This window comes from Streptomyces sp. NBC_00440 (assembly GCF_036014215.1).
Taxonomy (GTDB): Bacteria; Actinomycetota; Actinomycetes; order Streptomycetales; family Streptomycetaceae; genus Streptomyces.
The window spans coordinates 7,122,986-7,142,433 of the sequence record NZ_CP107921.1; the positions used below are offsets into that span (position 1 = coordinate 7,122,986).

18 protein-coding genes are annotated in these 19,448 nt (G+C 71.4%); 12 read left to right on the forward strand and 6 right to left on the reverse strand.

Annotated features, from left to right (window positions below; genetic code table 11):
• The first annotated feature begins 206 nt into the window (after nucleotides 1-206).
• Both OHB13_RS31760 and OHB13_RS31765 read left to right on the forward strand, forming a co-directional pair.
• Nucleotides 207-776: a histidine phosphatase family protein gene (locus OHB13_RS31760; RefSeq protein WP_266851271.1), complete on the forward strand. Its 570-nt coding sequence runs from the start codon at nucleotides 207-209 to the stop codon at nucleotides 774-776.
• Nucleotides 777-1,027: 251 nt separating this feature from the next.
• Complete coding sequence (locus OHB13_RS31765) at nucleotides 1,028-1,651, forward strand: histidine phosphatase family protein (RefSeq protein WP_266851269.1); 624 nt, start codon at nucleotides 1,028-1,030, stop codon at nucleotides 1,649-1,651.
• On the opposite strand, the gene OHB13_RS31770 is transcribed toward OHB13_RS31765, so the two are convergent.
• Nucleotides 1,641-2,414, reverse strand: a complete 774-nt coding sequence (locus OHB13_RS31770) for a DUF2127 domain-containing protein (protein ID WP_328379371.1) — start codon at nucleotides 2,412-2,414, stop codon at nucleotides 1,641-1,643. The genes OHB13_RS31765 and OHB13_RS31770 overlap by 11 nt on opposite strands.
• 352 nt (nucleotides 2,415-2,766) lie before the next feature.
• Between OHB13_RS31770 and OHB13_RS31775 the strand changes: the two genes are divergently transcribed.
• The 6 genes from OHB13_RS31775 (at nucleotide 2,767) to OHB13_RS31800 (ending at nucleotide 10,158) form a co-directional block, all read left to right on the forward strand.
• A complete protein-coding gene (locus tag OHB13_RS31775) occupies nucleotides 2,767-5,400 on the forward strand; it encodes an ATP-binding protein (RefSeq protein ID WP_328379372.1) in 2,634 nt (877 codons plus the stop codon).
• A 259-nt stretch (nucleotides 5,401-5,659) separates the two neighbouring features.
• Nucleotides 5,660-7,240 (forward strand): ATP-binding protein, encoded by a 1,581-nt coding sequence (locus OHB13_RS31780; protein ID WP_328379373.1) that lies wholly within the window; start codon nucleotides 5,660-5,662, stop codon nucleotides 7,238-7,240.
• On the forward strand, nucleotides 7,237-7,644 hold the full coding sequence (locus tag OHB13_RS31785; protein WP_266851262.1) for a roadblock/LC7 domain-containing protein: 408 nt from the start codon (nucleotides 7,237-7,239) through the stop codon (nucleotides 7,642-7,644). Before OHB13_RS31780 ends, OHB13_RS31785 begins: the two co-directional genes overlap by 4 nt.
• Nucleotides 7,641-8,015, forward strand: a complete 375-nt coding sequence (locus OHB13_RS31790; protein WP_266851260.1) for a DUF742 domain-containing protein — start codon at nucleotides 7,641-7,643, stop codon at nucleotides 8,013-8,015. The genes OHB13_RS31785 and OHB13_RS31790 overlap by 4 nt, the downstream gene beginning before the upstream one ends.
• Nucleotides 7,996-8,610, forward strand: coding sequence for a GTP-binding protein (locus tag OHB13_RS31795; RefSeq protein WP_266851258.1), 615 nt, complete (start codon nucleotides 7,996-7,998; stop codon nucleotides 8,608-8,610). The genes OHB13_RS31790 and OHB13_RS31795 overlap by 20 nt, the downstream gene beginning before the upstream one ends.
• Nucleotides 8,611-8,655: 45 nt before the next feature.
• Nucleotides 8,656-10,158, forward strand: coding sequence for a cytochrome P450 (locus tag OHB13_RS31800; RefSeq protein WP_328379374.1), 1,503 nt, complete (start codon nucleotides 8,656-8,658; stop codon nucleotides 10,156-10,158).
• Here the strand turns inward: OHB13_RS31800 and OHB13_RS31805 are convergent.
• Complete coding sequence (locus tag OHB13_RS31805; protein ID WP_328379375.1) at nucleotides 10,152-11,237, reverse strand: terpene synthase family protein; 1,086 nt, start codon at nucleotides 11,235-11,237, stop codon at nucleotides 10,152-10,154. The genes OHB13_RS31800 and OHB13_RS31805 overlap by 7 nt on opposite strands.
• Nucleotides 11,238-11,419: 182 nt before the next feature.
• Between OHB13_RS31805 and OHB13_RS31810 the strand changes: the two genes are divergently transcribed.
• Nucleotides 11,420-13,603, forward strand: coding sequence for an alpha-galactosidase (locus OHB13_RS31810; RefSeq protein WP_328379376.1), 2,184 nt, complete (start codon nucleotides 11,420-11,422; stop codon nucleotides 13,601-13,603).
• Here the strand turns inward: OHB13_RS31810 and OHB13_RS31815 are convergent.
• A complete protein-coding gene (locus OHB13_RS31815) occupies nucleotides 13,521-14,669 on the reverse strand; it encodes a DMT family transporter (protein WP_328379377.1) in 1,149 nt (382 codons plus the stop codon). The genes OHB13_RS31810 and OHB13_RS31815 overlap by 83 nt on opposite strands.
• A gap of 274 nt (nucleotides 14,670-14,943) precedes the next feature.
• On the opposite strand from OHB13_RS31815, the gene OHB13_RS31820 reads away from it, so the two are divergent.
• Entirely contained in the window at nucleotides 14,944-15,606 is a 663-nt protein-coding gene (locus OHB13_RS31820) for a TetR/AcrR family transcriptional regulator (RefSeq protein WP_328379378.1), read from the forward strand.
• 193 nt (nucleotides 15,607-15,799) lie between these two features.
• Here the strand turns inward: OHB13_RS31820 and OHB13_RS31825 are convergent, their stop codons facing one another.
• Together OHB13_RS31825 and OHB13_RS31830 are read right to left on the reverse strand one after the other, a co-directional pair.
• Nucleotides 15,800-16,093: a YciI family protein gene (locus OHB13_RS31825; protein WP_328379379.1), complete on the reverse strand. Its 294-nt coding sequence runs from the start codon at nucleotides 16,091-16,093 to the stop codon at nucleotides 15,800-15,802.
• Between the two features lie 10 nt (nucleotides 16,094-16,103).
• Nucleotides 16,104-17,033 (reverse strand): GNAT family N-acetyltransferase, encoded by a 930-nt coding sequence (locus OHB13_RS31830; protein WP_328379380.1) that lies wholly within the window; start codon nucleotides 17,031-17,033, stop codon nucleotides 16,104-16,106.
• Between the two features lie 192 nt (nucleotides 17,034-17,225).
• Between OHB13_RS31830 and OHB13_RS31835 the strand changes: the two genes are divergently transcribed.
• Nucleotides 17,226-17,729 (forward strand): YchJ family protein, encoded by a 504-nt coding sequence (locus OHB13_RS31835; RefSeq protein ID WP_328379381.1) that lies wholly within the window; start codon nucleotides 17,226-17,228, stop codon nucleotides 17,727-17,729.
• A 6-nt stretch (nucleotides 17,730-17,735) separates the two neighbouring features.
• On the opposite strand, the gene OHB13_RS31840 is transcribed toward OHB13_RS31835, so the two are convergent.
• On the reverse strand, nucleotides 17,736-18,131 hold the full coding sequence (locus OHB13_RS31840) for a ribonuclease (RefSeq protein ID WP_266851243.1): 396 nt from the start codon (nucleotides 18,129-18,131) through the stop codon (nucleotides 17,736-17,738).
• Between the two features lie 268 nt (nucleotides 18,132-18,399).
• Here OHB13_RS31840 and tdh point away from each other — a divergent pair, with 268 nt between their 5' ends.
• Entirely contained in the window at nucleotides 18,400-19,428 is a 1,029-nt protein-coding gene (tdh, locus tag OHB13_RS31845) for an L-threonine 3-dehydrogenase (RefSeq protein WP_266851242.1), read from the forward strand.
• Nucleotides 19,429-19,448 lie beyond the last annotated feature (20 nt).

Genomic DNA, 19,448 nt, shown 5'->3' on the forward strand with positions numbered 1-19,448 from the left:
CGGGTTCACAGTGGCGCGACCGTGCCGGGTTTCCACCGGACTTCCATTACGCCTTCGTCATGTTCACGTGGACCGTACCGCCTGCCGGGCAGGCTCCGCTACGGTGCGGGTCGGCCGGACGGCCCGTCACCCCCTGCGCTCCGGGCCCCCGGCCCACGTGATCTGCTTGCCCCGCCCGGCGAACGGACCGCTGGAGGAGGAGAGCGATGACGGTACGCGTGATGTTGATCTCAGCCGCTCACAGCGCCGCGCTGCGCGAGGCCCGCATCGACGACGAGGGGCCGCTGGACGAGGCGGGCGCCCGCCGGGCGGCGCGGGCCGCGAGCGCGGTACCGGGCGCCGGCCGGATGCTGACCGCCCCCGACGCCCGCTGCCGGGAGACCGCTGCCGCGCTGGGTCTGCGGGCCGAGCCCGAACCCTCCGTCCGGGGCTGGGACTTGGGTCGCTGGAGGGGCAGCACCCTGGAGGATCTGACCGTGCGCGAACCGGATGCGGTGGCCGCCTGGCTGACCGACCCCTCCGCGGCGCCGCACGGCGGTGAGTCGCTGGACGCACTCCGTGAGCGGGCCGGCGGCTGGCTGGAGGGGCTGGCGGGCGAGGGCGGCCGGGTGCTGGCGGTGGCCGGCCCCGCCGTGGTGCGGGCAGCCGTGCTGCACGCGCTGGCGCTCCCCGCCGAGGCGTTCTGGCGGCTGGACGCGGCGCCGCTGACGCTGACCGAGCTGAGCGGCAGGGCCGGACGGTGGAACCTGCGCATCGGACGGCCGCTGGAGCAGTGACCCGGGATGCGCGCCGGTGGCGGGTGCGCTCCGATGGATGGATGGAGGAGGGCGGGCGGCAGTGCGCCGAGCATCACACCGATGGACCGCCGCTGCGGGAATCTTCGCTGGTCGTGACAGGCTGAAGCCCTTGTACAACATCAACCTTTGTGCAGCATCAACCCTTGTACAACATCAACAAAGACGTCGCCGCCGGCACCGGAATCACATCACCGGAGCCGAGGTGACAGACGCGAAAAGGCAGGGCGGTCATGGGAGAGCTGATTCTCGTACGGCACGGTGAGACCAGCTGGAGCCGCACCGGGAAACACACCAGCTGGACGGATCTGCCGCTGACGGCGTCCGGCGAGGAGCAGGCCCGCAAGGTCGCACCGCTGCTGGCCGAGCGGCGGATCGCGCTCACCCTGACCAGCACGCTGACCCGGGCCAGGCGGACCGCCGAGCTGGCCGGGCTCGTGCCCGCACACTCCGACGCCGACTTGCACGAGTGGGACTACGGGGCGTACGAGGGCATCACCAGTGCGGAGATCCACCAGGACCGGCCCGACTGGGACCTGTGGACCGACGGAGTGGCCGAGGGGCCGCCCGAGCACCCCGGTGAGAGCCCGCAGCAGGTCGGCGAGCGCGCCGACCGTGTCCTGAAGCGGGTCGACGTGGCGCTGCGCGACGCCGACCTCGACGGCGAGGGCGGAGACGTCGTCCTGGTCGCGCACGCCCACTTCCTGCGGGTGCTGACCGCGCGCCGCCTCGGACTGCCGGCGTCCGCCGGAGCGCTGTTCCGGCTGGACACCGCATCGGTCAGCCGGATCGGCACCGAACACGGGCGGCCCGCCCTCGCCGTGTGGAACCAGGTCCCGGGGCCCGTCAGCGGGTGACGGGCGTCACCCCGGCCGTCGTCTCCACTTCCAGCAGCGAGGCGCTCTGCCGCTCGGCCTCGAAGGCCGCGTGCCCGCCCCGCAGACCGAACAGGCGCTTGCCGAGCAGGATGTAGAGCACCGCGAGGATATTGATCGTCAGAGTGGCGATCTTCAGCCAGCTGATCTTCTCGGTGAGTTCGTAGATCTCCAGCGGCAGGAACATCGCGGTGGCGACGACGGTCAGATACTCCGCCCAGCGCTTCGCGCGCCACAGCCCGACGCCCTCGACGATCTCGATCAGCGCGTACACGAGCAGCAGCGCCGCCACGAGCAGCAGCGTGGAGTGCTTGTAGCCGAAGGTCTTCTGGATGGTGCCGACCACGGGCGAGTTGTCCAGGTCGTAGTTGAAGTGGCGGAACACCGGGCGCAGGACGTTCAGGTTCTGGTCGAAGAGCCGGCGCACCGCGTCCTGGCTGTTGCTGAACTTCCAGACGGCCACGGCCGCCAGCACGATGAACACGCCGCGCACCGCGCGCTCCACGGCGAGGAAGCGCAGGATGAACAGATCGCGCAACACCTTGCCGCGCGGCACCAGCGGGGCGTCCTGTGCCGGCCCCGCTCCGTGCGGGTCCCCCAGGGTGAAGTCCCCGCAGCGGAGGCAGCGCCAGGCTTCGCCGAATCCCGTCTCGGCGCGCAGCCGCGCCGCCAGTTCCGGTTCCTGCGGGGCGTATGTCACATGCCCGCGCCGTGCGCAGGTGCGCCGGTCCCAGTCGATCTTCATGCAGTCTTCCCCGTGCTTGTCGGTTCCTGATGTCGCCGGTGAATCTTGATGTCGCCGGTGGCGGCAGGAATGCTGCCGGTGGCGGCCGGCCGGTCCAGCGCGGACCGTAGCAGGGCATCGTATGCGCCCGGATGACAGGGCACCGACAGACGCCGGAGACGAGGCCGGGGCGGTTCAGGGCAGCGGAGACCGGGGCGCAGGCGATCAAGACAGGGGCTGTCGACAAGATTACTGCCAACGCCCGCAGGGCATGCGAACTTCTGCTCACTCGTGAACCGGTCCCTCCGGACCGCCCCGCGGCCCCGGCCTGCCGGGATATTCTCGAAATCCGTTGTCAGGCAGGGGAGGAACGATGGGGTCCCGGAAGGAACGCCCGGCTGCCGTACCGCTGCTGGAGCGGGAGAACGAGATCGCCGTGGGCACGCACGCCGTCGAGGCGCTGTGCGCGGGGGAGTCCGCCGGGGGCCTCCTCATCTACAGCGGCGAGGCGGGTCTGGGCAAGACCGCGCTGCTCGACACGGTCAGTGCCCATGCGGCCGGCCGCTGCACGGTGTGGTCGGCACGTGGCGGCGAGACGCTCACCTCCGTACCCTTCCACGTCGTACGCCAACTCCTGCAGCCCGCACTGGCGATGCCCGGGATCCGGGACGCGCGCGATCTGCTCGACGACCGGTACGACATCGTCGGGCCCGCACTCGGCGTCGCCCCGCCCAGCGCGCAGCAGGCCGACCCGCAGGGGGTCCGCGACGGGCTGGACGCCGTGGCCGTGCGGATCGCCGGACTGTTCCGCCCGCTGGTGTTCATCGTGGACGACGCGCAGTGGTGCGATCTGGAGACGCTCGCCTGGCTGGCCTCCTTCACCGGGCGCGAGGGCGGCCCGCCCGTGCTCGTGGTCCTCGCGTACCGCACGGGCGAGGCGGTGGGCGACGCTGCGGAGTATCTGCGGATGCTGGAAGCGGCGGCCGAGAAGAACGTGCAGCTGCGCGCCCTCACCCCCGACGCCATCGCCCAGCTCTCCCGCAGCGCGCTCGGGGAGCACGCCGACGATCCGTTCTGCCGCGAGGTCTGGGCGGTGACCGGGGGCAACGCGTACGAGACCGTCGAGCTTCTCGCCAGGGTGCGGGACGACGCGCTCGACCCGGTCGAGGACTCGGCGGGAGCCCTGCGCGCACTGGGCGCGTCGGCGCGCGGCTCGGGGCTGATCGCGCGCCTGGAGGAACTGGGCACCGGAACCACCCGGTTCGCCTGGGCCGCCGGGATCCTGGGCACCGGTATCTCGCTGCAGCTGGCCGGGCGGCTGGCCGGTATGAACGAGGGCGAGGCGGCCGACTGCGCCGAGCGGCTGAGGGCGGCCCGCATCCTGACCGGCACCGACCCGATGGAGTTCGTCCACCCGCTGATCGCCGGCGCCGTCTACCGGGCCGTGCCGGCCGCCACCCGTACCGCGATGCACGGCCAGGCGGCCTGGGCCGTCACGATGGCGGGCCGGGGCGCGGCAGCCGCCGCACCGCATCTGCTCCAGGTCCACCCCGACGACGACCCCGAGCTGGTCGCACAGCTGCGGGAGGCGGCGGCCGAACACCTGGCGGTGGGCGCACCGGACGCGGCCAGGCGGTGTCTGGAGCGGGCACTCGACGAGCCGCCGCTGCCGACCGTGCGCGCCAGCGTCCTGTACGAGCTGGGCTGCGCCACGCTGCTGACCTCACCGGCCACCACGGTCGGTCATCTGCGGGCCGCGCTCGCCCTGCCGGGGCTCGACGGCGCCCTGCGGGTGGACGCGGTCTTCCGGCTCGCCCAGGCGCTGACCCACAACAACCAGACCCGTGAGGCGGCCGAGGTGGTGGCAGCCGAGGCGGAGGTGACCGAGCCTGGCCCCGCCAGGCGGCGGCTCCAGACCGCGCACTTCCTCTGGGAGGGAGTCCAGGCGGTCGAGGACGATGGACCGGCGCGCTCCCGCCGCCTCGCCGAGATGACCGACGGCCTCGGCGGCCAGGACAACTCCGAGCGGATCCTGCTCATACTGCGCGCGTTCGACGGCACCGCCCGTGGTGAGAGCGCCGAGGAGATCGTCGAGATCTGCGACCGGGCCCTGGTCAACGGACGGCTGCCACCGGGCATCGGCTGGACCGGCACCTCCTGGGGGTTCGAGCCCGCCGCGCTGCTCGGCCTCTCCTACGCCTTCGCCGACCGGCTGGACCGGGCCGAGAGCCTCTTCACGGAGGCGCTCCGCTCGTTCGAGGCGTCCGGCTGGAGCGGCGGCCATCTCTCGTTCGCCAACGCGCTCGTCGGTTATCTCCAGCGCAGGCGCGGCCGGCTGGCCGAGGCGGAGACCTATCTGCGCGAGAGCCTGCGCCTCGCGGAGCGGGTCGGCAACGGCCTCCCGATGAACTGGGACGCCGCCTGCATGCTCATCGACACGCTGCTGGCCCGTGGCCATGTCCAGGCCGCGCGGGAGGCCGCCGAACAGTACGGCTTCGCGCCCCCGTATCCCTCCACCATCGTCATTCCCGACGCGCCTTCCGTGCGCGGCAGGCTGCTGCTGGCATGCGGCCGTACGAAGGAAGCGATCGCCGAACTGGAGGCCGCGGGCGAGGCGTTGCGCGGGCGCGGCCGGCACAACAGCGTCATGGCCCCCTGGGCGGCCGATCTGGTGCGGGCTCTCGCGACCGAGGACCCGGCCCGCGCCGCGCGGCTGGTGACGTATGTACGCGACCGGGCCGAGCGGTACGGGACGGACACCGCGATCGGTGAGTCGCTGCGGACCGCGGCCGTCCTGGAGAGCGGTGGCCGTGCCGTGGAGCTGCTCGGTGGCGCCGTCGCCTATCTCGAAGCGTCGCCTTGCGCGTACGAACACGCCCAGGCCCGGGTGGAGTTCGCCATCGCCGCCCGCTCCGAGCCCGACCTGGTGCGCGGGCTCGCCCTCGCCGAGTCCTGCGGCGCCGACGGGCTGGCCGAACGGGCCCGGAGCGCCCTGCACCTGCGCTGATACCAAGCTGTCCTCATTCGGGGGCAGTTGGGACACATGTTCGGTGACTCCTCTTGTGTGAACGGGAGCTGACTGTGTAAAACCGGCGAGTCTATTTCTCTGGAGTGGCCACCGCACAAGGTTGGGAGAATATGCCGCCGCGGTGATCTGATCGGGCTACGCTCGCTCATTGTGAGTTGAGATGACATGTATTCATGCACTTGTTCCCACATGTCTTGATAGTTCGATTCTCCCCACCGTCAACTGCCAGAGGGATCACATGGTTCGCGTTGAGGCGCCTCCAACCGATCGGACAGCGCCACTGGTTCGTGCGCTGCTGCTCTCCGTCGTTTTGACGTCGGCAGCCACGGCCGTCGGCGCGGTCGCGGTCGACCGGGCCGCCCGGATACCCCTTGTCTGGGCCGGCGTACTGGCCACCGTCGTCGTCGCCGTACTCGTCACCGCACTCGTCCGCCGCGCCTCCGCGACCCGTACCCTCCACCGGGCCTACGGCGAGCGGCTGGCGTTCCTGGAACAGCGGCTCGCCGCGCACGACGCGGAGACCGTGCGGCTCGCCAAGGAGCTGATGCCCGCCGCGATCCACCGGCTCAAGCACGGTGAGTCGCCCCTTGAGGTCATGCGTATCCTCGTCGACAACAGCGAGATGTACCGCGACCTCCCCTCCGCACAGCGCGAGATCCTCGCCTCACTGCTGCAGATCGTCGACAACGAGGAGTCGCAGCGTGAGGGCGCGCAGTTCGCGTTCGTCGGCATCGCCCGCCGCGTCCAGGCCATCGTCCACCAGCAGGCGGCAGAACTGCGGGAGATGGAGGAGGACCACGGCCGCCAGCCGGAGGTCTTCGACGACCTGCTCCGCCTCGACCACGGCAACGCGCTCATCGGACGTCTCGCCGACAGCATCTCCGTGCTCGGCGGTGCCCGGCCCGGACGCCAGTGGCCCAAGCCCGTACCGCTGTTCAGCGTCTTGCGCGGCGCGATGTCCCGCATCCTGGAGTACCCGCGGGTCGATCTGCACTCCATCGCCAAGGTCGCCATCGTGGGCCCTGCCGTCGAGCCGCTGATCCATGCCGTCGCCGAACTCCTCGACAACGCGACCCGCTACTCCCCGCCGCAGACCCGCGTCCATGTCACCGCGGTCGAGGTGCAGACCGGGATCGCCATCGAGATCGAGGACGGCGGGGTCAGCCTCAGCGAGGAGGCCCGGAAGCGGGCCGAGGGCATGCTGATCAAGGCGCAGGCCGGCGCCGACCTGAACCAGCTGGGCGAGTCGCCCCGGCTCGGCATGGCCGTCGTCGGCCGGCTGAGCCAGATGTACAACCTCAAGGTGGCGCTGCGTCAGTCTGCTTACGGTGGCGTCCGGGCGGTGCTGATCGTGCCCCGCGAGATGATCACCACAGGGCCCGCCCCCGGGATCGCACACGGAATCGGTGCGGCCGGACAGCCCCGCACCGGAGCGGACACGGACATCGGCGCGTTCGCCGACCGGGTCCCCTCCAGGGCGCCGCGCAAGGCCACCGCGCCGAAGCGGCCCGCCCCGGCGGCGCTGTCGATGGAGGACGACGTACCGGTGGTGACCGAGTGGACCCCGAACGGGCTGCCGCAGCGCCGCAGCCGTCTCCGTTCGTCCTTCGGGTCCGAACAGGCCGTGGTGCCCGCCCCGGCGCCCGAGCCCGACCCGTACACGCCCCGGGCGCCCGAGGAGACGCAGCAACCGGAGAAGGAGGAGCCCCAGCCGGGAATCTGGCTGGAGGCCTTCACCAAGGCGGCCAACGGAGTGCCGCAGGAGCCGTCGGCCGTCGGAGAGTCCGGCGAACCATGGGACAAGGGGGACCTGGCGTGATTCAGCAACTGGGCAGCATGGACTGGATGCTCAAGGAGCTGGCCGACGGGGTCCCCGGGATCCAGCAGATCGTGGTGCTCTCGGCGGACGGCCTGCGGATCGCCCGGCACGGCGGTGACCCCGACGGCGCGGACCGGCTCGCCGCTGCCTGCGCCGGGCTCCAGAGCCTGGCAGCCGCGGTCGCCACCGAGATCCCGGACAGCGACGGCCGGATGCGGCTCGTCGTCATCGAGATCACCGGGGGGTTCTTCTATCTGATGGCCGCGGGCACCGGCTCCTATCTCGCCGTCCTCACCGACGAACGGGTCGAAGCGGGCCTGGTCGGCGCGCAGATGCGCGACATGGTGGTACGGATCGGAGCTCATCTGGCCAGCCCGCCGCGGCACGACGGGAAGGCCGGATGAATTCGCCGCCCCGCAGAGAACGCCGGAAGGCGGAGCCGGACTCGGGGGACCCGGAACGGCTCTATGTGATCACCGGCGGGCCGGACGGCGGCGAACGGGCCCCCCTCGACCTGGTCACCATCGTGGTGTCCCGGGCCGAGCCGTCCCCGACCGTCCAGCCGGAACAGGCCGCGATCGTACGGCTGTGCAAGTCGCCGTTGTCCGTGGCCGAGATCTCCGCCTATCTGCGCCTGCCGTTCAGCGTGGTGACCGCGCTGCTGACCGATCTCCTCGCGGCCGAACTCGTCGAGTCGCGCGCGCCCATCGTCCGCGCGGCGCTGCCGGACAGGGCCCTTCTCGAAGCGGTGATGCATGGACTCCAGAAGCTCTGACACGATCGCAGGCCCCAGGAGGGAAGACGTACTGCCCGACACGGCCACGGCCGCGGTCAAGATCGTGATCGTGGGCGGGTTCGGGGTCGGCAAGACGACGATGGTGCGTTCGGTGAGCGAGATCCGCCCGCTGACCACCGAGGAGACGATGACCCAGGCCGGGGTCGGAGTCGACGACAACTCCGGTGTGGAGAGCAAGACCGCCACCACAGTGGCGATGGACTTCGGCCGGATCAGCATCAGCGAACAGCTTGTGCTCTACCTCTTCGGCACCCCCGGCCAGGAGCGCTTCTGGTTCCTGTGGAACGGCCTCTTCGAGGGCGCGCTCGGCGCCGTCGTGCTGGTCGACACCCGCAGGCTGGAGGTCAGCTTCGATGTGATCGGCAGGCTGGAGGAGCGCGGCGTGCCGTTCATCGTCGCCATCAACACCTTCCCCGACGCGCCCCGCCACCGCCTGGAGGCGCTGCGGGCCGCGCTCGACCTGCCCGACGAGGTCCCGATCGTGGACTGCGACGCGCGGCAGCGCGCCTCCAGCCGCGACACCCTGATGGCCCTCATGCGCTATCTGCACTCCCTCGCCATGCGGCGTGCCTAGGCCGTACCGGCCGTACCGTCCCCGTCCGTACGTATTGGAGTGACCGTGACAACCCCCTTCGACCACCAGCCCGGCACCGGCGCGGCAGTCCCGCCTCCGCAGTGCCCGGCCCACGGGCTCGGGCCCGGCGGGCTGCGGCGGCTGTACGGGACCGAGGCCGAGCAGGACCCGATGGGCCTGTACGAGAAGCTGCGCGCCGAGCACGGCCCGGTGGCACCCGTGCTGCTGCACGGCGACGTCCCCGCCTGGCTGGTGCTCGGCCACAGCGAGAACCTGTACATGACCCGTACGCCCTCGCTCTTCTCGCGTGACTCACGCCGCTGGCGCGCCCTCCAGGACGGCACGGCGGCCCCCGACCACCCGCTCGCGCCGGTCTTCACCTGGCAGCCGATCTGTGTCTTCGCCGACGGCGCCGAACACGAGCGGCTGCGCGGCGCGGTCACCGACGCGATGTCGCACATCGACACCCGCAGCACCCGCCGCTTCATCAACCGCTACAGCAACCGGCTGGTCAACGACTTCTGCCAGGACGGCAAGGCCGATCTCGTCAGCCGGTTCGCCGAACATCTGCCGATGATGGTGATGTGCCAGATCCTCGGTATGCCCGAGGAGTACAGCGAACGGCTGGTGCAGGCCGCCCGCGACATGATCAAGGGCACCGAGACCGCCATCGTGAGCAACGCCTTCGTGATGGCCGCGCTCAACCGGCTGGTCGCCCAGCGCAGATCAGTGCCGCGGGAGGACTTCGCCAGCCGGCTGATCACGCACCCCGCCGGGCTCACCGACGACGAGGTGAGCCAGCACATGCGGCTGGTGCTCATCGCCGCGTACGAGACCACCGCGAACCTCATCGCCAATGTGCTGCGCATGGTCCTCACCGACCCGCGGTTCAGGGCCCAGTTGAGCGGCGGTCATATGACGGTGCCCGAGGCGGTCGAGCAGACGCTGTGGGACGAACCGCCCTTCACCACGATCCTCGGCCGCTGGGCGGTCGGCGACACCGAACTGGGCGGCCAGCAGATCAAGGGGGGCGACGCCCTCGTGGTCGGGATCGCGGCCGCCAACATCGACCCGGTCGTCCGCCCCGACCCGAACGCCTCCATGCAGGGCAACCGGGCCCATCTGGCCTTCAGCGGCGGGGCACACGAGTGTCCCGGGCAGGACATCGGACGCGCCATCGCCGATGTCGGCGTCGACGCGCTGCTGATGCGGCTCCCCGATGTGGAACTGGCCCTGGAGGAACACGAACTGAGCTGGACCGGCTCGCTGATGTCCCGTCATCTGGACCGGCTGCCCGTGACGTTCGCGCCGCGACCGCCGCAGGACATCATGGTCGCGCCGTCCCCCGCGGCGATGCCGCCGCCCCGCGCCGACTGGGAGGTCACCTCGCACGCGCCGGCCGCGCCGCCCGTCGTACCGCAGCCCGCGCCACCGGCCCGGGCGACGCCCGTGGGGACGCCGCCGCCCGCCGCGGCGGTACCGGCCCAGCGCGGCTCGGCACCGAAGCGGCTCTGGCGGGCCCTGACCAGCTGGTGGCGCGGCTACTGACCGTCGTCCAGCTGGTCCCACCACCAGGAGATCGACGGCAGGGGAAGCGGGTCCTGGTCCACCACGGCCGGGAGCCGCTTCCACCAGCCGTCGGGCCCGGCGGCCGGTGCGCCCGGCACGGTGTACCGGGGGCAGACCGAGGCCCAGTCGAGGTGGCCGCGCACGAACTGGCCCAAACCGTTGACGTACTGCCGGAGTTGGGGCCCGGCGTCCCGGAGCGCGCGCTCCCGCAGCCGCATGAAGAGCACCATCACCCGGTCGCGCATCACCACGGCCTCCTGCTGGGCGCGGAGTGCGTCGATGCCGTACTCCTGGGCCAGTACGTCGATCAGGTTCAGATCGTCGTCGGCCCGCAGGAGTTCCTTGTTGCGGGAGTAGAGGTCGTTGTCCCAGCTGACCAGCGTCCAGGCCATCTCGGTCAGCGCGCGTATCCGGGGATCGTCCAGTTCCTCGTCGGCGAGCGTCAGCCCTCCGGCGATCTCGATCATCGCGGTGGAGGGGGCCATCCCTATGGCCCGCATCCAGAGGGTGACGTAGTCGTCCAGTGAGGGGAGGCCGGGGCTGCTGCGCCAGGACGCCTCCCAGACGAGCCCGGAGGTGTAGACGCGCATGGCCTCGGTCCAGCGACGCAGCTGGACCGGCGTCGCATGGCGGGCGAGGTCGAGCCTGATCGACCGCAGCGCGGCCGTGCGCGCGGACTCGCCGGACGAAGGGGCCGCGTACGGGGCCTCGACCGCGCGCATGATGCGGCCGGTCTCCTGGGCGAGCAGACCGGCGGTCGCGTAGGACTCGTCGCACAGTCCGTCGTCGAGCGAGAACAGCACGGCGTGCAACCGGGCCATCAGAGTCAGTGGCTCGATCCATCCGTACGGCATGGTCGATGCGGTGAGACCACCGAAGTCGCAGAGGGTGAGACGGCGGCGCTGCTGCTCGTCGGTGTCCATGTGCTGCTGCAGCATCCAGCGTACGGTCGCCTCATTGAGCGAGGCCGCCGCGGGGTGCGTGCCGGGTGGCACCGGGCAGTAGAAAGGCGCTGCTGGGAGCTGCTGAACCAGCCGCTGCTGCGGGGCGATGGTCATGATCAGCCTCCAAGTGCGGAATGCCTGACGATGCGCTGGAGCATATACGCCCACGCCCGATCGTTGTTTACCTTACAACTACCAGACGGGTGGCCTCAATTGATCAATAATTGTCTTGAATCGAATCTAGCGCAGGTGTGTTCCGCGGTCGATGGTCTGTGACCGGAGAGAGGAAGCCCCGTATGACCCGCACCGCCCCCAGAACCGTCCAACTGCGCGCAGCAGGTGTGGGTCTGGTCGTCGACCTGTCCGCGCCGCTGCCCCGGATCCTGCACTGGGGTGAGGATCTGGGCGCACTCACCAACGAGGAATGCGCCGCGCTCGCACTCACCGCCGACGGCGCCGCGCTCCACAACGCCCTGGACGAACCACGGCAGTTCACGGTCTGGCCCACCGAGGCCGACGGCTGGTCGGGTACCCCTGCCCACCAGGGTCATCTGGCAGGCATCGCCACCACGCCGAAGCCCCGTTTCGTCGCTGCCGAGGAGAGCGACGGTGAACTGGTCGTCCGCCTCACCGAGGACGGCGCGGGCCTCGACCTCACCCTCACCTACCGGCTGGACCGCTCAGGGGTGCTGGCGGTACGGACCACGGTCGCCCGGCGGCCTGACGCGGACCCCGTTCCGTACGACCTCAGCGGTGTCACCACCCTGCTGCCGCTGCCGCGCAGGGCCTCGGAGATCCTCGACTTCACCGGCCGGTGGTGCCGCGAACGGTCCCCGCAGCGCAGGCCGCTCGGGCACGGCAGCCACGTACGGGAGCAGCGCCGGGGCAGGACCGGCCAGGACGCCCCGTACCTGCTCACCGCCGGGGTGCCGGGCTTCGCATTCCGCACCGGCGAGGTGTGGGGCGTCCATATCGGCTGGAGCGGTAATCAGCGCTGGCTGGCCGAGCGGCTGCCCGAGGGCGCCGGGGCGCACGCCGCCGTGCTCGGCGGCGGGGAACTGCTCGCGCCGGGGGAGATACGCCTGGCGCCGGGGGAGACGTACACCTCGCCGGTCTGCTGGTTCAGCTGGTCCGGCACCGGGCTCGACGGGCTCGCCGACCGTTTCCACGCGCTGCTCAGGGCACGTCCCTCGCATCCGGTGACGCCGCGCCCGCTGACCCTGAACAGCTGGGAGGCCGTGTACTTCGACCACCGGCCCGAGCGTCTTGTCGCCCTCGCCGACCTGGCCGCCGACATCGGCGTGGAGCGGTTCGTGCTGGACGACGGCTGGTTCCTCGGCCGCCGGGACGACACCGCGGGGCTGGGGGACTGGACCGTCGACACCGCGGTGTGGCCCGACGGGCTGACGCCGCTCGCCGACCGGGTGCACGCGCGCGGTATGCAGTTCGGGCTCTGGGTCGAGCCGGAGATGGTCAACCTCGAATCGGAGCTGGCCCGCGCCCACCCCGGGTGGATCCTCGGGCCGAGCGCCGGACTGGGTCCCGGCTCCCGCCATCAGTACGGCCTCAACATCGGGCATCCCGAGGCATGGGCGTATCTGCTCACATCGCTCGACGCGATCGTCACGCGGTACTCCGTCGACTATCTGAAATGGGACCACAACCGGGACCTGCACGAAGCCGTCCAGCGGTCGGCGGACGGCCGTGACCGTCCGGGCGTGCACGCGCAGACCGAGGCGCTGTACCGGCTGCTCGACGCACTCAGGGAACGGCACCCCGGTCTTGAGATCGAGAGCTGCTCCAGCGGCGGGGCCCGCGTCGACCTGGGGGTCCTGGCCCGTACGGACCGGGTGTGGGCCTCGGACTGCAACGACCCCGTCGAGCGCCAGGCCATCCAGCGCTGGACCGGCCAGCTGCTGCCGCCCGAGCTGATCGGCTCGCATGTCGGCGAGGCCCGCAGCCACACCACAGGGCGGATCACGGACAGCTCCTTCCGGCTGCTCACCGCGCTGTTCGCCCACGCCGGAATCGAGCGGGACCTCGGTGCCTGCTCGCCGGACGAGCTGGCGGAGCTGACGGCCTGGGGCGCGCTCTACAAGGAGCTGCGGCCGCTGCTGCACAGCGGACGGGTGGTCCGCGCGGATCTCGGCGGCGACGCCGCGCTGCTGCACGGGGTGGTGGCTCCGGACGCGAGCGCCGCCCTGTACTGCTGGGCGCAGCTGGCCAGTTCGCCGGAGGCCCAGCCGGGGCGTATCGCGCTGCCCGGCCTGGACCGTACGGGGAGCTACCGGGTCCGCGTACGGACGGAAGCCGGACTGCCCTCGTTCCGCGAAGTGCTCGCGCCCGCCTGGGTCACGGCCGCCCTGGACGGATGGGTGGCGCTGCCCGGACCGGTGCTCAGCGGAGCAGGGGTGCCGATGCCGGTGCTCGATCCTGGGCAGGCGCTGCTGATCGAGGTACGGAGGGTGGCGGGGGCGTAGCGGACGACGCGGGCGCGGTCTGCGGCTGCGGTGGCCGGAGCGGGACGGTGACCGGCAGCTCGGGCCTGGTGGACGGCCGGGGAAGGGCCGGCGGCTCGGAAGCCGCGGACGACGGCAGCGGTGTCGGTGGCTCGGCTGCGGCCGACGACCGCAGCAGGGGCGGCGGCACCGAGGGGGTGGACGGGGTGGATGACGGTGGCGCGGCCGGCGGCTGAGTCGCGGCCGGTGCCGTGGCGGTCGCCCGGGTGAGGAGGACCACTCCCCGGGCGGCGGCCACCGCCCCCACCCCGGCGAGCAGCACCCCGACGGCCCCGCCCTGGAGGCGTTCGCCCAGCAGGGCCAGGCCGATCACCGACGCGGCGACGGGGTTTGCGAGTGTGACCATGGCGAGCGGGGCGCCGAGGCCGCCCCGGTACGCGGTCTGCGAGAGCAGCAGCCCGCCCACCGCGAAGGCCGCGACGAGCAGCGCCACGACGGCCGTCCGCCAGCTGATCGCCGGACCGTGGGTGTGGTCGGTGACCGAGACCGTCACGGTCTGGGTGAGCGCCGATGCGACGCCCGACACGAGTCCGGACGCGGTGGCGAAGCGCAGCCCGGGGCGTGCGCCCGGCCTGCCCGAGCGCCGTACGAGCGCCGCGACCAGGACGACAGCCACCGCCGCGATCCCCAGTGCCTCGGGCAGCGAGAGCGTCTCGTGCGGAGGCGTGCCCCCGGCGGCCAGCAGCAGCGCCGCCAGGCCGAGAAGCGTGAGTACGGTGCCGCGCCACTCGGTCCTGGCGACCCGGCGCCCGGCGAGACGTGCGCCCAGCGGGACGGCCGCGACCAGAGTGAGTGCGCCGAGCGGCTGTACGAGGGTGAGCGACCCGTATTTCAGCGCCGCCACATGCAGGAGGGCCCCTGCCGCGTTGAGGCCGACCGCCCACCACCAGGCGCCGTGGCCGAGCAGCCGCAGCAGCCCGGAGCCCGGCCGGGTACGGGACGCGAGACGCTCCTGAGCGACCGCGGCCGTCGCATAACCGACGGCGGAGAGGAGCGAGAGGGCGACGGCGGCCAGGGTGGCATTCACGGGCACGCTCCACGGGAGGCGAGCGCACGGGCGGGCGCGGAGTACGGCGCCCGTTCGACTGGTGTGGCGAGGGCACTCATCACCCCGACCCCTTTTCATCGCTTTGCACTGCGTAACAGAAGTTCGATCCGGAGTCCGGGGAGTCCGGATCACACGCCATCGAAACAACAGTGTACCGATACGGAGACGTATCGGTACACCAGCGTATCGGTACACTGGCGTATCGGTACGATGGAATAACGATGCTCCTCGTCACACGGAATAGGGAGAGCTCATGTCATCCCAGGACTCCGCGACGCAGCCCGCGACGGCGTCCTCGCGCTCCAAGATCACACCGGAGCGTGAGCAGGAGTTCTACGAGGCGGTACTGGAGCTTCTCCGTGAGGGCGGCTACGACGCGCTGACGATGGAGGGCGTCGCGTCCCGGTCGCGCTGTGGCAAGTCCACGCTCTACCGGCAGTGGGGGAGCAAGCCCCAGCTGGTGGCGTGCGCCCTGCGCGGCACCCGCGCCGGGAGTCTGACCAGCATCGACACCGGTACGCTCGCCGGGGACCTGCGGGAGGCCGCGACGTCGCTGGGGGCGCACTCGGGGCGCGACACCCCGCTGATGCACGCGCTGAGCCACGCGGCGCTGCAGAACCCGGAGCTTCTTGAGGCGCTGCGCGAAGGGCTGGTCGAGCCGGCGGCGGCCGCGATCAACGCGATGGTCACCCGTGCGGTGGCCAGGGGCGAGGTCGCGGCGGACAACCCGGCGCTGGAGTTCGTCGCGCCCCAGCTGCTGGGTGCGATGCGTATCCGGCCGATGCTGGAGGGCCACTACGGTGATGCGGAGTACCTCAGCCGCTTCATCGAGGGTGCGGTGCTTCCCGCTCTGGGGCTGGCGGGCTCCCGCGACCGCGAGACCCCGAAGGTGCCGGACCCCGCGAGTCCGGCCTGATGGACATCCAGAAGCCCGTGCCTGAAGGCACCCGGCCCTGAAGACTGGCGGCCGTCGCCGAGCGGATGACGGCGGACCGCCTGCGCCGCACCGTGGGGACGGGGGCGGCGCGCCCCTCCGCCCGGAGCCCGCCCGCACAACGGCGGACTCCGGGCGGCGCAGGGGGCTCCGGCGATCCGGATCGGTCCGCGCTCTACAACTCCTGGCGGAACGCATCGAGTCCGGGCGCCGTCTTCGTTGCGATGAACTCGGTGATCCGGTAGGTGCAGACGCCCGCGATCATGAACGGGTCCGTCGCGGTGAGTTTCTCCATCGATGTGCGGTCATCGCCGGCCGCGAGGATGATCCCGCCGTCGCGTGGGTTCTTGCGGCCCGATGCGATGAAGACGCCTGCCGCGTACGCCGCGTCCAGCCAGGCGACATGCTCCCCGAGCAGTTCGTCCACGCGCTCGATGGGGCCGGTGTAGGTCAATTCCAGTACGAACATGATCCGCAGGCTAGCTGTCGCTGTCCGGTGCGGCTGCCGTTCCCCGCTCCCGGTTCTGGTGCAGGTCGAGCTGGTACTCGATCGTCCGGTGGGTCGGCGTGTAGCCCAGCGCGTCGTTGACGGCCCGCATGGGCAGGTTGCCGTCCGCGGTGTCGGTGAGCAGTCCGCCGAGTGCGGGGTGGCGTTCGCGGGTCCGGTGGATCGTCTCGGCCTTCATCCAGCGCGCCAGTCCGCGCCCCCGGTGCTCGGGCAGTACGCCGGTGCCGTAATGCTGGGCGTCGCCCGTCCCGTCGCCTGGGACGACCAGTTCGGTGAACCCGGCGATCGAGCCGTCCGACTCGTCCACCGCCGCCACCGTGTACAGCAGGTCGCCCCGTTTGCGGACGACCGCGGCGGCCTCCCTGACGCGGTCCGCGTCCCAGACCACCGAGCCGTAGTCCGTCTCGCCCATCGGCATGTCGTCCATCGCGCGGTGTGCTGCCGCGAAGGTGTCGGCCAACTCGTCGGGGACCGTTCCGTCCCAGGACAGCAACCGGTAGCCGGGCCTGCGCTGCGCGACGATGCGGGCCAGGGCGGGGAGGTCCGCGTCGGCGAGCGTGAGCCGTGTGTAGGTGAGGCTCAGGACATCCCGGAAGCCCCGGCCCGCCAGGAAGGCCGCCCCATCGGATCCGGCTCCGGCCTGGGCGATGACAGTGCTGCGGCCGTCCTGCCGGGCGGCGTCCACGGCCGCTCCGAGCAGCCGCGACCCGGTGCCCCTGCGCCGCTCGGCCGGGTGGACCTGGAGTTCCAGTTCCGCGAGATGGTCCTGGCCCGGCTTGGTGAACAGCCGCAGGAACAAGGAGCCGACTGGGTTGCCGTCCGCGTCCGACGCCAGCCAGACCAGCCGGTGGCTCGACGGGTTGCTCCCCGGGTCTGTCAGTGGCGTGAGGCGAACGGACAAGGCAACTCCAGGGCCGGTGCGGACGGTTCGGGCGGCGAGGACGGTTCGGGCGGCGAGGACGGTTCGGAAGGCCCGGTGAACCTAGTCAGCGAACGGCCCCCGCAGCAACCGGATATCTGCCGGCGGACGGATGCCCGCCCCGCACGGGAGCCCCGGTGCCGCCGTGTGCCGTCTGCGGGCAGAATGCAGGGTATGTCCCGACGTACCCCCCGGCCGCAGAGGCCTCAGCGAGCTCGGCAGGCACAGCAGGCACAGCAGGCACAGCAGGGCCGCCGGGGCCGGCCGGCCGCCGACGCGCCCTGCCCCTGCGGTCTGTCCGCCCCGTACGGCGAGTGCTGCGGCCGCTTCCACAGCGGACAGTCCGCCGCACCCACCGCCGAGGCGCTCATGCGGTCCCGGTTCAGCGCTTTCGCCGTCGAGGACGCCGCGTATCTGCTGCGCAGCTGGCACCCGGAAACACGGCCGCCCCGCGTCGACTTCGACGCGGGGCAGCGGTGGCGGCGCCTGGAGATCCTGGCGACCACCGGCGGCACCGCCTTCCACACCACCGGCACGGTCACCTTCCGCGCCCACTACACCTTTCGGGGGGAGCCCGGCGAGCTTCGCGAGCACAGCCGGTTCGAGCGGTACGAGGGCGCCTGGGTGTATGTGGACGGGGTCGTGGAGGGTGACGGCGGAGCCGGGCAGGGATCCTGACCCCGGTCAGCAGGTGAAGTCGACCTGCTTGAACGTGACGTAGTGATCGGCGGTGTAGTAGTCCTCGGCGGTCTTCTCGCCGGTGATGATGCGCCGGGCCCCGCGGGTCGAGCTGCCCGGTGTCTTCACCGTGTACTCGTGGTAGTAGCCCGTGGACTGCGACGGCAGCACGCCCTCCCGGTTCTGGAAGACGACTCCGTCCTGTGAGTACGGGAACGGGCCGTTGGTCTTGATCAGGTCCAGCGTGTCGTGTGCCTGGGAGGGGAGGGCGCCGTAACAGATGGTGCCGCTCACGGTGGCATGGGCTTCGGTCGCGAGGAACACGGTAGGCGTGACGACGATCGCGGTGGCGATGCCGACGGCAGCAGCACGGGTGCGCAACGCGCGTAGAGTGATTCGCATGGGTCCAGGATGAGGGTGCCGGGAGCCCAGCGGAAGAGACGTGATGAACCGTCACTTCCGCTTTACCAGGGGGTAATTGACCTCTACCGAACTTTCACGCAATACGCATGCACCGGTCGGCACGGAGGCGGCAGGCGAAGGCCGCCGGGACGTCGCGTGAAGCTCCGCTGTGACCCCGCTTAAGAAATCCTCGATGGACTTGGGGGGCCGCCGCTCGGCAGATTGGTGCCGTCCACCGAACGTCACCGTCACGCCTGGAGCCGCCGCGATGAAGGCCCTTGTCAAGCAGCATGCCGAGCCCGGGCTGTGGCTCCTGGACGTCCCCGAGCCCGAGGCCGGACCCGGCGACGTACTGATCAAGGTGGCGCGCACCGGCATCTGCGGCACGGACCTCCACATCCGCTCCTGGGACGGCTGGGCGCAGCAGGCCGTCGGGACGCCGCTGATCCTCGGCCACGAGTTCGTCGGCGAGGTGGCCGATGTCGGCGCCGACGTCACCGACATCGCCGTCGGCGACCTGGTCAGCGGCGAGGGCCACCTCGTCTGCGGCAAGTGCCGCAACTGTCTCGCGGGGCGCCGGCACCTGTGCCGTTCCACGGTGGGCCTCGGCGTGGGACGCGACGGCGCGTTCGCCGAGTACGTGGTGCTCCCCGCCTCCAACGTCTGGGTGCACCGCACCAAGGTCGACCTCGATATCGCCGCGATCTTCGACCCGTTCGGCAACGCCGTCCACACCGCGCTCTCCTTCCCGCTGGTCGGCGAGGACGTGCTGATCACCGGCGCGGGCCCGATCGGCATCATGGCGGCGGCCGTGGCGAAGCACGCCGGCGCGCGCAACGTCGTGATCACCGATGTCAGCCCCTACCGCCTGGACCTGGCCCGCAAGGCCGGTGCGACGCTCGCGCTCAATGTCGCCGAGAGCGGCATCGCCGAGGCGCAGCGCGCCCTGGGCCTCAAGGAGGGCTTCGACATCGGTCTGGAGATGTCCGGGCGGCCCGAGGCCATGCGCGACATGGTGGACAACATGACCCACGGCGGCCGTATCGCGATGCTGGGCCTGCCCGCCGAGGAGTTCGCCGTCGACTGGGCGAAGATCGTCACCTCGATGATCACGGTCAAGGGCATCTACGGCCGGGAGATGTTCGAGACCTGGTACGCGATGACGGTGCTGCTCGAAGGCGGTCTCGACCTCTCCCCGGTGATCACCGGCAAGTACGCCTACCAGGACTTCGACGCGGCCTTCGACGAAGCCGCGGGCGGCCACTGCGGCAAGATCATTCTGGACTGGACGGCCTGACCCGGACCGCCTGACTCGAA